This window comes from Flavonifractor plautii ATCC 29863 (assembly GCF_000239295.1).
GTDB lineage: Bacteria > Bacillota > Clostridia > Oscillospirales > Oscillospiraceae > Flavonifractor > Flavonifractor plautii.
Genome location: NZ_JH417839.1, coordinates 13909 through 26842, shown reverse-complemented (window position 1 = coordinate 26842; position 12934 = coordinate 13909). Strand labels below are relative to the sequence as shown.

Here is a 12934-nt window from a genome sequence, read left to right as displayed (position 1 = left end):
TTGCCCCGCAGGGGCAAGAGAGGCCGCCCTGGGGTGTCGGCCCCTACAGCGGGACGTCTTTGGGAGCTGTAATGTAGGGGCGGGGCTTGTCCCCGCCCGCCGGAACCGCCCACGCTTCAGTTGATTTTCAGGAGGAATTGACTTGATCAACACCAACGAAATTTTGGATACCATACATATGATCGACCAGCAGCATCTGGACGTGCGTACCATTACCATGGGCATCTCCCTGCTGGACTGCGCCGATCCCGATCCAAAGGCCGCCTGTCAGAAGATCTATGACAAGATCACCCGCCGGGCCGAGCACCTGGTGGCCACCGGCGAGGCCATTGAGCGGGAGTTCGGCATCCCCATCGTCAACAAACGCATCTCCGTCACCCCCATGGCTCTTGTGGCCGGGGCGTCGGAGACGGGCAGCTACGTCCCCTTCGCCGTGGCCATGGACAACGCCGCCAAGTCCACCGGGGTCAACTTCATCGGCGGCTTCTCCGCCCTGGTGCAGAAGGGGGCCACCCAGGCCGACAAGAAGCTCATCGCCTCTATCCCCGAGGCGCTGGCCATCACCGACTTTGTCTGCTCCTCCGTCAACGTTGGCTCCACCCGGGCGGGGATCAACATGGACGCGGTGGCCGAGATGGGCCGCATCATCAAGGACACCGCCGAGCGCACCGCCGACCGGGGCGGCTTTGGCTGCGCCAAGCTGGTGGTATTCTGCAATGCGGTGGAGGATAACCCCTTCATGGCGGGCGCCTTCCACGGCGTGGGGGAGCCGGACTGCATCATCAATGTGGGCGTGTCCGGCCCCGGCGTGGTGCACCACGCCCTCAAGGACGTGAAGGGCCAGCCCTTCGACGTGGTGGCCGAGACCATCAAGAAGACCGCCTTCCGGGTGACCCGAATGGGCCAGCTGGTGGCCCAGGAGGCCAGCCGCCGGCTGGGCGTGCCCTTTGGCATCGTGGATCTCTCCCTGGCCCCCACCCCCGCCATCGGCGACAGCGTGGCCCGCATTCTGGAGGAGATGGGCCTGGAGACCTGCGGTACCCACGGCACCACCGCCGCCCTGGCCCTGCTCAACGACGCAGTGAAGAAAGGGGGCGTCATGGCCTCCTCCCACGTGGGCGGCCTGTCCGGCGCCTTCATCCCCGTCAGCGAGGACGAGGGCATGATCGCCGCCGCCCGCTCGGGCGCCCTCCACCTGGATAAGCTGGAGGCCATGACCTGCGTGTGCTCCGTGGGCCTGGACATGATCGCCGTCCCCGGCGACACCACCGCCGCCACCCTCTCCGCCATCATCGCCGACGAGGCCGCCATCGGCATGGTCAACTCCAAGACCACCGCCGTCCGCCTCATCCCCGCCCCCGGCAAGGTGGTGGGGGATACGGTGGAATTCGGCGGCCTGCTGGGCTCCGCCCCCGTCATGCCCGTCCACGCCGAGAGCAGTGACGCCTTTGTGGCCCGCGGCGGACGTATTCCGGCCCCCATGCAGAGTCTCAAGAACTGACGCGGCCGCCCAATCCCCGTTGTCCTTCTCCGCGCCCGGCCTGTGCCGGGCGCATTTTTTTGCTTCAAAATTTCCAAAATCCCCCTAGGAAAGCGGCCTGCTTTGGTGTATACTGGGAGCCAGGACAAGCCTTATTTTGAGGAGGGTCAATTTATGTTAGAGCTGAATACTTCCAACTGCACCCCGTTTCTGCCCGAGGACTGGCTGACCAGCCGGCTGGACGCGCTGGAGAGCGCCCGCGTCAAGCTGGAGGAGGGCAGCGGCCTGGGCGGCGCGTATACCGGCTGGGTTCACCTGCCCCGGGACTACGACAAGGAGGAGTTTGCCCGCATCCAGGCGGCGGCGGAGCGCATCCGCAGCGACTCCCAGGCCCTGGTGGTCATCGGCATCGGCGGCTCCTATCTGGGCGCCCGCGCGGTGGTGGAGCTGCTCCACTCCCCCAATTTCAACCTGACCCACAAGGGCGGGCCCGACATCTACTTTGCCGGCAACGGCCTCTCCTCCGACGCCATGCTGGAGGTCATCGAGCTGGTGAAGGACAAGGACTTCTCCATCAATGTCATCTCCAAGTCGGGCACTACCACCGAGCCGGCAGTAGCCTTCCGCATCTTCAAGGCCCTGCTGGAGGAGAAGTACGGCAAGGAGGGGGCCCGCAGGCGCATCTACGCCACCACCGACGCCCACAAGGGGGCCTTGAAGGGCCTGGCCGACGCGGAGGGCTATGAGGAGTTTGTGGTGCCCGACGCGGTGGGCGGCCGCTATTCCGTCCTCACCGCCGTGGGCCTGTTGCCCATCGCCTGCGCCGGGGTGGATATCGCCGCCCTGATGGAGGGCGCCGCCCAGGCCATGGAGGCCCTGGCCGCCCCCGGTGCGGACAACCCGGCCTGGCAGTACGCCGCCGCCCGCCACGCCCTGTATACCCAGGGCAAGAAGGTGGAAATCCTGGTGGGGTACGAGCCCTCCTTCCGCTTCTTTGGCGAGTGGTGGAAACAGCTCTTCGGCGAGACCGAGGGCAAGGACGGCAAGGCCCTCTTCCCCGCCAGCGTGGAGTTCACCGCCGATCTGCACTCCATGGGCCAGTACATCCAGCAGGGTGAGCGCCTGATGCTGGAGACGGTGGTGCGCTTCGCCCGCAGCCGCGGCAGCGTCACCATTCCACACGACCCGGACAATGTGGACGGGCTCAACTTCCTAGCGGGCAAGGATCTCTCCTTTGTGGCCGAACAGGCCATGCGGGGCACCCTGCTGGCCCACGTGGACGGCGGCGTGCCCAACCTGGTGGTCACCGCCCCGGCCCGGGACGCGCAGAGCGTGGGCTGGCTGATCTACTTCTTCGAGTACGCCTGCGGCCTGTCTGGCTATCTGCTGGAGATCAATCCCTTCGACCAGCCCGGCGTGGAAGCGTATAAGAACAACATGTACGCCCTCCTGGGCAAGCCCGGTTATGAGGACCGCAAGGCGGAGCTGGAGGCACGCCTGTAAGAACCCCCGTTAATTTTTGGTGAACTTCCGCAAATCAGTTGCAATCGGGCCGCAAAAATGGTAACATAATTGCACAAGGCCGGAGATACGCTCCGGCGGACAATGAAGGAGTGATAACTATGGTGAGAGTGATCATGGGTGTCAAGGGCACCGGCAAGACCAAGCAGATGATCGAGCTCATTAATTCCGCTGTCCACAGCGAGAACGGCAATGTGGTCTGCATCGAGCGGGGCCCCAAGCTGACCTATGACATTCATTATAAGATCCGTCTGGTGGAGGCCAGCCATTACGATATTAAGAGCTATGACTTCCTGAAGGGCTTTATCAGCGGCCTGTACGCGGGCAACTACGACATCACCCATGTCTTTATCGACAGCCTGACCAAGATTGTGGCCTCCGAGGCCACCGACCATGCGGTGGAGGAGTTCCTGGACTGGCTGAACAGCTTCTCCGAGAAGAACAATATTAAGTTCACCGTCACCATCAGCGCCGATGCCTCCCTGGCCACCGACGGCGTCAAGAAATACTTCTGATACGTGCCCTTTCAGCGGGCCCTGCCGCCGGCAGGGCCCGCTGCCTCGTTCCTCCCTCCTTCCGGCGTCAAATCGCTTGTACATCCGGCATACCGCCGCAGAACTTTGGATAATATACCGATTGCGTGGGATTACCGCCCATGATATACTCTTTGGCGAAATAAAGGAGGTGTGAATCATGATGATTGAAATGCAGTTTAACTCCATTGCCCAGCTCCAGCGGCTTCAGGAGATCGCCAGTTCCTGTGACGACGAGATCTTCCTGCACTCCTTGGACGACAGCGTCCGCGTGGATGCCAAGTCCTTCATCGGCCTGTTCACCCTGGACTTCACTCAGCCCGTCAAGGTGGTCACCGATTCCGACTATTTGGCCCGCAAGGTGGAGCATCTCAAGCATAAGATGGAGAAATAAAAACAGGCGTTGGCCGCTGGCCGACGCCTGTTTTGCTATGCAAAAGCATAGCAAAATTGGCCATGTGCCGCTTACAGCGGGACGGCCCATATGCGCAGAAACTTCATGCGCCTAAGCCTTTGCATAATTTCGTGGTGCGCCCTGTGCGCATAAAGTTTTATTTCCTGATCCAGTCCGGGTGCGTTCATGCCTCCCGGCGGCGCAGGAGCGCCCGGAGCGCACAGAGCGCCGCGGCCGCTACCAGGGCCAGCCACAGGAGCAGGAGGACGTTCTCATTGAAGTACCAGTTCTCCGCCCATCGGGTGAAATCCGGCCGGAACCAGAAGCCGTGGAGCCGCTCCACCGTCCCGCCGCCCAGCCGCACCAGCCGGTCGATCACCGGGTTGACCAGGGGGAGGAACACGCAGGCCGCCCCCAGGCAGGCCGTCCCCTTCCACCAGCGGCTGATGGGGGCGTACCGGCAGATGAGCACCCAGGCCCAGGGCAGGGTCAGGCCGAAGAGAACCGCCGGCAGGGTAGGAATGGGGAACCAATCTGCGCCGTCATAGGCACAACTGACCCAGAGCAGGGCGCACAGCAGCAGGGTCTCCGTCCCCAGGTAGAGCACAGCCTTGTGCTCCCCCAGGGGGCGGGGCAGCTCCCGCAGGGCGCCGGGCAGGAAGGCCGCCCCCAGCCCCAGCAGCACCCCCGCCGAGGCCAGCAGGAACCAGTCTCCCCCGCTGAACAGGCAGGCGGCCAGCAGCAGCAGCTCCAGGGAGAGGGTGAAGCCCCCCAGCGTGATGACGCCCCGGTACTGCTTCACCAGGATGGGCAGGAGGGTGAGGCTGGCCCCCACCAGTTCCCCGGTGAGTACCAGCCAGAACCAGTCCAGGGTATGCCCCACCGCCAGATTGCAGATGAGGCAGATCAGGGCGGTGCCGCCGTAGAGGATGTACTGAATCCAGCGCAGGCGGCGCAGCAGGGACAGGTATTTTTTCGCCAGGGTCTCGGCGGTGCGGGCCTCCACGTCCTCGCTGGCGGTGAGCAGCTCGTGCTCCGACACCTGTAAAATGGCGCAGATATCCCGGATCAGGGTGATGTCCGGGTAGGACATGCCCCTCTCCCACTTGCTGACCGCCGACTCAGTGACGAAGAGCCTGTCGGCGAATTCCCGCTGGGTGAGCCCCAGCTCCTTCCGGCGGCGGCAGATATACGCGCCGAAGGTCTTCTTGTTTTCCATGTTGAACCATCCTTTGCGGCAGAGTCTTGTCTTGCAGGGCCGCCCTCACCATACGGCAACGGGGGCAAAATTGCAAGGCTTTGGGCCGATTTCCCCGCTCGACCGTTAGGAAAGTCCTTGTTTTGCAAGGGTTTCCCGCCAGTCCAGCCGCAAAGGCTTGCCGGCCGGCCGCCGGTGTGGTATGGTAACAGGCGTCTTGCAGGGTACGCCAAAAAAGGATGTCTGTCCGGTGAAATACCTGCGCGTACTGCTCACCAAATACCCCGGCCGCTTCTCCCGCCTGCTGGCCCTGCTCAGCGGGCGGGGGTTCACCCACGCCTCCATCGGCCTGGAGGGCGACGGACGGTTTTACAGCTTCTCCTTCCGCGGCTTCACGGAGGAGACCCCCGACAAGCTCCGCCGCCGCGGCGTCACCGCCGGCCGCTGCTACCGGATCCCGGTGACCGACGGGGCCTACCGGCTGGCGGAGGCCCGTCTGCGGGCCATGTCCGCCCGCCGGGCGGACTACCGCTACAGCTATATCGGGGTGGCGCTCTGCCTGCTGCGCCTCCCCTTCCACTGGAAAAACCGCTATTTCTGCTCCCAGTTTGTGGCGGAGCTTCTCTCCGCCTCCGGGGCCGTCCCTCTGCGGAAGGCCCCCTCGCTCTACCTGCCCAACCATTTTCCGGCGGAGCTGGACGGAATGTGCCAGGTAATCCCCAGTCCGGTCTGAGGCCTACCGCCCGTCGGGCAGGGGCACCCGCCGGTGCTCCACCGGCCCCCAGGCGGGCAGGGGCAGGCCCTGCATGGCCCCGAACACCCGGCTCTTGAGGCCGGGATACTGCTTGTCCAGGGACTTGATCAGCTCCTTGACCTCCTGGCGCTTGGTATTGCCGTCCGCCGGGCAGGGGTTGAACACCACGGGCAGATGGTTGCGCTCGGCGGCGTTGCGGAGCATCCCCTCCCCACAGTAGAGCAGGGGGCGGATTTGGGTGATGCCGGTGCGGTCTAAATAGGTCACGGGCTGGAAGCAGGACAGCCGCCCCTCATAAAACAGGGAGAGGAAGAAGGTCTCCACCGCGTCGTCAAAGTGGTGGCCCAGGGCGATCTTGGTGACGCCGTGCTCCCTCAGGGCGTTGTGGAGGGCGCCCCGGCGCATCTTGGCGCACATGGAGCAGGGGTTCTTCTCCTTGCGCAGATCAAAGATGATGTGGTGGATTTCGCTGTGGAGCAGCGTGAAGGGCACGTCCAGCTCCCGGCACAGGGCCTCCACCCCGGTGAAGTCCATCCCCTCTCCCCCGTCCACATGGCCCATATCCAGGGTGTAGGCCTCCACGGTAAAGGGCTTGGGGTAGAACTCCCGCAGCCTGGCCAGGGCCACCAGCAGGGTCAGGGAGTCCTTGCCCCCGGACACCCCCACCGCCACCCGGTCCCCGGCCTGGATCATGTCGTAGTCCTCCACACAGCGGCGGACATAGCTCAAAATCTTGTTCATAGGCACCTCAAAAATTAAAAATCGAAACGGAGCATTCAAGAGTATTTGCGAGATTTCGCGCGCTTGAGCGAGCATTCTTATTTCTAAATTAAAATTTTCAAAAAACGTGTTGACACCTTGGAACCACCGTATTATAATACAAAACGCTCCGGTCGTCCAGATTGGGGTTCTTATTCTGTTGAGACATTTTTGATCATAGAACGCAAAATTGGAGGTTTCACCATGTCCACTTTTATGGCCAACAAGGGGAACATCGTCCGCAAGTGGTATATCCTCGATGCGGCGGGCAAGCCCCTGGGCAAGACTGCCGCCGCTGCGGCCACCCTGCTGCGCGGCAAGCACAAGCCTGAGTTCACCCCCCACGCCGACTGCGGCGACTTCGTCGTGATCGTCAACGCCGAGAAGGCTGTTCTGACCGGCAAGAAGCTGGAGCAGAAGTACTACCGCCGCCACTCCGGCTGGATCGGCGGCCTCAAGGAGACCAAGTACCGCCTGCTGATGCAGCAGAAGCCCGAGCTGGCCATGCAGCTGGCCGTCCGCGGCATGCTGCCCCGCAACATCATCACCAAGGATTCTCTGTCCCGCCTGCACATCTACCGCGGCGCCGAGCATCCCCACACCGCCCAGAAGCCCGAAACCTGGGCCGCCATCTAAGCAGGAGGTACAAAGGAATGTATAAGAGCAAGAAGCCTTATCTGTATGGCACCGGCCGCCGCAAGTCCTCCGTGGCCCGGGTGCATCTGTTCCCCAACGGCACCGGCGCGATCACCATCAACGGCCGCGACATCGACGATTACTTCGGCCTGGAGACCCTGAAGCTGCTGGTTCGCCAGCCCCTGGCCACTACCGACACCCTGGGCAAGGTGGACATCGTTGCCACCGTCACCGGCGGCGGCGTGACCGGCCAGGCCGGCGCCATCCGCCACGGTGTGGCCCGCGCTCTGTTGCAGGTCAACCCCGAGTTCCGCGCCGCCCTCAAGGCCGCCGGTTTCCTCACCCGCGATCCTCGCATGAAGGAGCGTAAGAAGTACGGCCTGAAGGCCGCCCGCCGCGCTCCCCAGTTCTCCAAGCGCTAATTTTTCGCCTGACCTTTTAAAATGCCGCCCATATGGGCGGCATTTTACTTGCGCTTTCAGGGCTCTGCGGCGGTATGGGCGCCGCTTGCTTCTGCGGGTATGGGCGGATGACTCCGGCTCGGATATTGCAGGAAGGAGAGCCTGCGGCACAGAAATCGGGAGATTCCTCCCACAGTCAGGGCACAAACTATTGTCCCCTCCCGCAGGCCGCAGATGGCCCCCAGGCTGAGATAGGAGAGCAGGGCGGCTGCCGACACCATAGCCAGATCATAGCCGGTCTTGGTCTTCCCAAAATCCCAGCCGAATACCTGGCTGGCGGTTCGGACAAACCCCTCACATGGCAGGATCAGCACATTGGGAAGCACCTCCAGCGCAACCCCCAGCCCCAGGGAGAGACAGCCCAGCAGGAGCACCACCCACCTGGCCCCATAGGACTCCGGCACCAGCGGGGCCAACAGCTCTGTCCACAGGTCGATGCAGACCGAGAAGAGGAGCGTGGCCGGAATCTGGAGGAGCTGTATGGACTGAAACCTGTGCCGGAGCAACAGCACCTGGCCGACCAGCATGGTGCAGTTCACCAGGAAGGTAAACACCCCCAGCGAGAGCCCTGGAAAGACAAACGTGAGGACATAGGAGAGGCTGGACACCGCCGAGGTGCCCATACCGGCTAAGGTAATCAGGGCGATTCCCAGGGCGGCGCAGAGAACTCCGCAGAAGAACAGAATATAGCGGCGCAGCAGGCTGGGCTGTCTCATAAGCCTACCCCTCCTTTTATAAAAAATATTTTTTAGATATAATAATATTTTAGCATTTTTAAAAATTACGTTCAATTGTCGGCCTGCCCAAAAAACCACCCCCATTTTTGACATCCGGCGCCGCTGATACAAATGTTCTTTGACATGCCTTATACAATCCGCTATGCAGTGTAGAGACCGTGTAAAGAAACGCCCGACCTCCGGTATCCAAAGGGTTTTCCACATTATCCACATGGTTATCCACATCTGTTAACACCCTGTGGATAACGCCAATATGCAAAATTCAGTTGACATAAGACAAGTCAAGCAAAAAATCCACGGCGGATTCTACAAACTTTTTTGTTCTCCGTTTTTCTTCCAATTGTGGTACAATAACGTCAGGTGTCCTGAACATATCATGAGCCGCCGCTCAATCACGAGGTGAAAGCATGTCCGAACCCATTGCCGCCATTGCCACACCCCCGGTTCCCAGCGCCATTGGCATCGTCCGCGTCAGCGGAGAGGGCGCTATCGAGGCCGCGTCCGCCGTGTTCCGCGCCGCCAGCGGGCGTCCCCTGGCCGCCTGTGAGAGTCGCAGGCTGGTCTACGGCACCCTGCTGGGCCCCGACGGTGCCCCCATCGACCAGGTGCTGGCCACGCTCTCCCGTGCCCCCCACAGCTACACCGGCGAGGACACGGCGGAGCTGCAGTGCCACGGCTCTCCCGCAGTGCTGGCTATGGCGCTGGAGGCCCTGTTTGCCCAGGGCGTCCGGCAGGCCGGGCCGGGGGAGTTCACCAAGCGGGCCTTCCTCAACGGAAAACTGGATCTGACCCAGGCGGAGGCGGTGGCGGATCTCCTCGAGGCGGAGACCCCCGCCGCCGTGCGGCAGGCTGCCGGGCAGCTCTCCGGCGCGCTGAGCCGCCGGGTGGCCGCCCTCTACGACGGTCTGGTGGATCTCATGGCCCACTTTCACGCCGTGCTGGACTATCCGGACGAGGACATCGACCCCTTCCGGGCCGACACCATCCGGGAGAGCCTGGACGCCGCCCGTACGGGCCTGGACGCCCTTCTGCGCACCTATGACCGGGGACGGTATATCGCCGGTGGCGTGCCCTGCGTGCTGATAGGACGGCCCAACGCGGGCAAGTCCTCCCTGCTCAACGCCCTGGTGGGCTATGACCGGGCCATTGTCACCGACGTACCCGGCACCACCCGGGACACGGTGGAGGCCCGGTGCCGGCTGGGCGGCGTTGTGCTGCGGCTCATCGACACCGCCGGCCTGCGGGAGACCGACGACGCCGTGGAGCGTATCGGCGTGGAGCGCAGCCGGGCCGCCCTAGAGGGGGCCGCCCTGGCCCTGCTGGTGCTGGACGGCTCCGCCTCCCTCACCCCCGAGGACGAGGCCGCCATGGCCCAGGCCGCCCGCGCCCCCCGGGTCATCTGCCTGATCAACAAGTCCGACCGCCCCCTGGCTTTCGCGCCGGAGGAGCTGCGGAGCCGCTTCCCCCATCTGTGTGTGGTCAGCGCCGCCACCGGCGCAGGGCTGGATGCGCTGGGGGAGACCGTCGCCGCCCTCTTCCCCGCTGGAGGCGCGGAGAGCGCCGGAGAGCTGCTCACCAATGCCCGGCAGGCCGATGCCGCCCGGCGGGCGCTGGAGGCCGTTACGCGGGCCTCTGAGAGCCTGGAGGCCGGTATCACCCCCGATGCCCTCCTCACCGACGCGGAGGAGGCCCTCGCCGCCTTGGGAGAGCTCACCGGGGCCAGCGTGCGGGAGGACGTGACCGCCCGCATCTTTGAGCGTTTCTGCGTGGGAAAATAGGACGCATGGCCCGCCGCCCGCCGGGGCATCCTATCGGGTGAAAGGAGCGATGCACATGGAGGTCTCCATCGAGCGCAGCGACTGTATCAGCTGCGGGCTGTGTGTCTCCACCTGCCCCGACGTGTTCCGGATCGCGGAGGACGGGTTGGCGGAGGTCTACCGCCAGCCCGGCCCGGCGCACCTGCCCGCTGTGAAATCCGCCGCCGAGGGCTGCCCGGTCAGCATCATCTATCTGGAGGAGTGACGGGTCAAGCACGACAAGGGGCCGCTGCCAATGGCAGCGGCCCCTTGCGGTTCCTTCGGTTGTCACGCCTCACACCCTCCGCCACGGCGCACTGCTCACCGCTCCGCAAAAAACACCTTGCGCCTTCGGCGCAACTTCCATAAGGAAGTTGACACCCGCTGAAAAAAGTTGCTTTCCGGTGGGTGCCGCTTTATAATTGTCTCACCGGCAAATCAAAATTTGGGGAGGAGAGGACTCAGCATGGAAAATGAAGTTATATTAGGAAATGTCATGGTTGATTGCGATGACGAAAAGAAATTGCAGAAATTTTATGGTGAGTTATTAGGTTGGGAAATGTGCGAATTATTTGCGAGACCTGCTGTACGCAGTTCTACGGGAATCGTTTTTCTGTTCATTGAAGAAGCTGAGTATATTTGCCCTGTATGGCCCGAAGAAACAGGGAAACAACAGAAACAGATACATTTTGATTTTCAAGTTGATAATGTTATGGAAATGGTTAAGAAAGCAGAGCGGTTGGGAGCAACAAAGTCAAAAGCACAATTTGGCGGAAGTGATTTTGTAACAATGTTTGACCCAGCAGGACATCCATTTTGCCTATGCCAAAAGTAACAAAGTACAGTTTATCGCTTCTCCCACGAACACTTTCCTTGAAAGTGTCATAGTGGGTTACACAGTATAAAAAGGACAAGGCAGACCGTTGCGGCCTGCCTTGTCCTTAACTTCTCTATAAATCCTTACACTTCGGCGCAACTGCTTTTTTGTCTGCGCAGCTCGCTGTGCGCCTGCTCCCGGGCGTTCAACGCTTCGCTTTACTTGAGATTGAAGAAGGCGTCCATACCCAGATACTGCGCCACGTCGCCCTCGTCGTCGCAAAGTCCGCTCCCGTCGGGACGCCCATGCGTGGGCATCCCTCCCTCCGCTCCCTTGCTCCTCCTCTCCCCAACCGACCCACTGCGTTGGGCTCGGTTGGGGACCCCAGGAGCTGGGCGACCCAAAAAGCGGGGCCGCTGCCATTGGCAGCGGCCCCTTGCGGTTCCTTCGTTTATTTGAGGTTGAAGAAAGCGTCCATACCCAGATACTGCGCCACGTCGCCCAGCTCCTCCTCGATGCGGAGCAGCTGATTGTACTTGGCCACGCGGTCGGTGCGGCTGGGAGCGCCGGTCTTGATCTGGCCGGCGTTGACGGCCACGGCGATGTCGGCGATGGTGGCGTCCTCGGTCTCGCCGGAGCGGTGGGACACGATGGCGGTGTAGCCGGCCCGGTTGGCCATCTGGATGGCGTCCAAGGTCTCGGTCAGGGTGCCGATCTGGTTGACCTTGATGAGGATGGCGTTGCCCACCTTCTTCTCAATGCCGGTCTTGAGCCGCTCGGTGTTGGTGACGAACAGGTCGTCGCCCACCAGCTGGACGCGGTCGCCGATGGCCTTGGTGAGCATGGCCCAGCCCTCCCAGTCGGTCTCGGCCATACCGTCCTCCAGGGAGACGATGGGGTAGGTGTCGGCAAACTTCTTCCACATGTTGACCAGCTGCTGCTGGGTCAGCTTCTTGCCGGACTTGGGCTGGATATAGCACTTCTCCTCCTCGTTCCACCACTCGGAGGAGGCGGCGTCGATGGCGATCTTGAAGTCCTCGCCAGGCTTGTAGCCGGCCTCCTCGATGGCCTTGACGATGACCTTCAGGGCATCCTCATCCTTCTTCAGGTTGGGGGCGTAGCCGCCCTCGTCGCCCACGCCGGCGGCGGGAGTGCCGTTCTCTTTCAGGACGTTCTTCAGGGTGTGGAACACCTCGGCGCACATGCGCAGGGCCTCGCGGAAGCAGCAGGCGCCCACGGGCATGATCATGAACTCCTGGATCTCCACGTTGTTGGTGGCATGGGCGCCGCCGTTGAGGATGTTCATCATGGGCACGGGCAGGATCTTGGCGTTGGCGCCGCCGATATAGTTGTACAGGGAGGTACCCAGGGCCTCGGCCGCCGCCTTGGCGCAGGCCAGGGAAGCGCCCAGAATGGCGTTGGCGCCCAGCTTGGTCTTGTTGGGGGTGCCGTCCAGCTCGATGAGGGCCTTGTCGATGGCGGTCTGATCCAGCACATTCATGCCCACCAGGCACTCGGCGATGTCGGTGTTCACGTTCTTCACGGCGGTGAGCACGCCCTTGCCCAGGTAACGGCTCTTGTCGCCGTCGCGGAGCTCGCAGGCCTCATAGATGCCAGTGGATGCGCCGGAGGGCACGGCGGCGCGGCCGACGGTGCCGTCCTCCAGGTAGACCTCCACCTCAACGGTGGGATTGCCGCGGCTGTCCAGGATCTCGCGGCCCAGCACGTCAACGATCTCAATGATCTGCTTCATGATGAAAACTCCTTTCGTATTGGCGGCGGGAGCCTGCTCCCGCCTACAGGGGTATTTTGTGTGGGGGGCGGGCTCCGGCCCGCCGGGGCTCTATG

General features: G+C 62.6%; 14 protein-coding genes. 10 read left to right on the top strand and 4 right to left on the bottom strand.

What is annotated here, in order from left to right:
* Positions 1-142 precede the first annotated feature (142 nt).
* From HMPREF0372_RS16185 to HMPREF0372_RS16170, 4 genes are all read left to right on the top strand, one after another.
* Complete coding sequence (locus HMPREF0372_RS16185) at positions 143-1501, top strand: PFL family protein (protein ID WP_007494838.1); 1359 nt, start codon at positions 143-145, stop codon at positions 1499-1501.
* Between the two features lie 153 nt (positions 1502-1654).
* Positions 1655-2983: a glucose-6-phosphate isomerase gene (locus tag HMPREF0372_RS16180; RefSeq protein ID WP_024725021.1), complete on the top strand. Its 1329-nt coding sequence runs from the start codon at positions 1655-1657 to the stop codon at positions 2981-2983.
* A 119-nt stretch (positions 2984-3102) separates the two neighbouring features.
* Positions 3103-3516 (top strand): P-loop NTPase family protein, encoded by a 414-nt coding sequence (locus HMPREF0372_RS16175; protein ID WP_007494833.1) that lies wholly within the window; start codon positions 3103-3105, stop codon positions 3514-3516.
* Between the two features lie 178 nt (positions 3517-3694).
* Positions 3695-3928, top strand: coding sequence for a hypothetical protein (locus HMPREF0372_RS16170; RefSeq protein ID WP_007494831.1), 234 nt, complete (start codon positions 3695-3697; stop codon positions 3926-3928).
* Between the two features lie 184 nt (positions 3929-4112).
* On the opposite strand, the gene HMPREF0372_RS20400 is transcribed toward HMPREF0372_RS16170, so the two are convergent.
* The gene (locus HMPREF0372_RS20400; RefSeq protein WP_007494829.1) at positions 4113-5147 is read right to left on the bottom strand and encodes a helix-turn-helix domain-containing protein; all 1035 of its coding nucleotides are present in this window, start codon (positions 5145-5147) and stop codon (positions 4113-4115) included.
* A gap of 229 nt (positions 5148-5376) precedes the next feature.
* Between HMPREF0372_RS20400 and HMPREF0372_RS16155 the strand changes: the two genes are divergently transcribed.
* A complete protein-coding gene (locus HMPREF0372_RS16155; protein WP_039997840.1) occupies positions 5377-5859 on the top strand; it encodes a hypothetical protein in 483 nt (160 codons plus the stop codon).
* A gap of 3 nt (positions 5860-5862) precedes the next feature.
* On the opposite strand, the gene HMPREF0372_RS16150 is transcribed toward HMPREF0372_RS16155, so the two are convergent.
* Positions 5863-6621: a tRNA lysidine(34) synthetase gene (locus tag HMPREF0372_RS16150; protein ID WP_039997838.1), complete on the bottom strand. Its 759-nt coding sequence runs from the start codon at positions 6619-6621 to the stop codon at positions 5863-5865.
* A gap of 222 nt (positions 6622-6843) precedes the next feature.
* Between HMPREF0372_RS16150 and rplM the strand changes: the two genes are divergently transcribed.
* Both rplM and rpsI read left to right on the top strand, forming a co-directional pair.
* A complete protein-coding gene (gene rplM / locus HMPREF0372_RS16145; protein WP_007494823.1) occupies positions 6844-7275 on the top strand; it encodes a 50S ribosomal protein L13 in 432 nt (143 codons plus the stop codon).
* 17 nt (positions 7276-7292) lie between these two features.
* A complete protein-coding gene (gene rpsI / locus HMPREF0372_RS16140) occupies positions 7293-7697 on the top strand; it encodes a 30S ribosomal protein S9 (RefSeq protein ID WP_007494821.1) in 405 nt (134 codons plus the stop codon).
* A 56-nt stretch (positions 7698-7753) separates the two neighbouring features.
* Here rpsI and HMPREF0372_RS16135 read toward each other — a convergent pair whose 3' ends face one another.
* On the bottom strand, positions 7754-8452 hold the full coding sequence (locus tag HMPREF0372_RS16135; RefSeq protein ID WP_007494820.1) for a YczE/YyaS/YitT family protein: 699 nt from the start codon (positions 8450-8452) through the stop codon (positions 7754-7756).
* 428 nt (positions 8453-8880) lie between these two features.
* Here HMPREF0372_RS16135 and mnmE point away from each other — a divergent pair, with 428 nt between their 5' ends.
* From mnmE to HMPREF0372_RS16120, 3 genes are all read left to right on the top strand, one after another.
* Positions 8881-10251 (top strand): tRNA uridine-5-carboxymethylaminomethyl(34) synthesis GTPase MnmE, encoded by a 1371-nt coding sequence (gene mnmE / locus HMPREF0372_RS16130; RefSeq protein ID WP_007494816.1) that lies wholly within the window; start codon positions 8881-8883, stop codon positions 10249-10251.
* 55 nt (positions 10252-10306) lie between these two features.
* Positions 10307-10495 (top strand): ferredoxin, encoded by a 189-nt coding sequence (locus HMPREF0372_RS16125; RefSeq protein WP_009258113.1) that lies wholly within the window; start codon positions 10307-10309, stop codon positions 10493-10495.
* Between the two features lie 240 nt (positions 10496-10735).
* Positions 10736-11104 carry a VOC family protein gene (locus HMPREF0372_RS16120; protein WP_007494812.1) on the top strand — a complete coding sequence of 123 codons (369 nt, stop codon included), beginning with the start codon at positions 10736-10738 and terminating at the stop codon, positions 11102-11104.
* A 433-nt stretch (positions 11105-11537) separates the two neighbouring features.
* Here HMPREF0372_RS16120 and eno read toward each other — a convergent pair whose 3' ends face one another.
* A complete protein-coding gene (gene eno, locus HMPREF0372_RS16115) occupies positions 11538-12839 on the bottom strand; it encodes a phosphopyruvate hydratase (RefSeq protein ID WP_007494808.1) in 1302 nt (433 codons plus the stop codon).
* Positions 12840-12934: the final 95 nt, after the last annotated feature.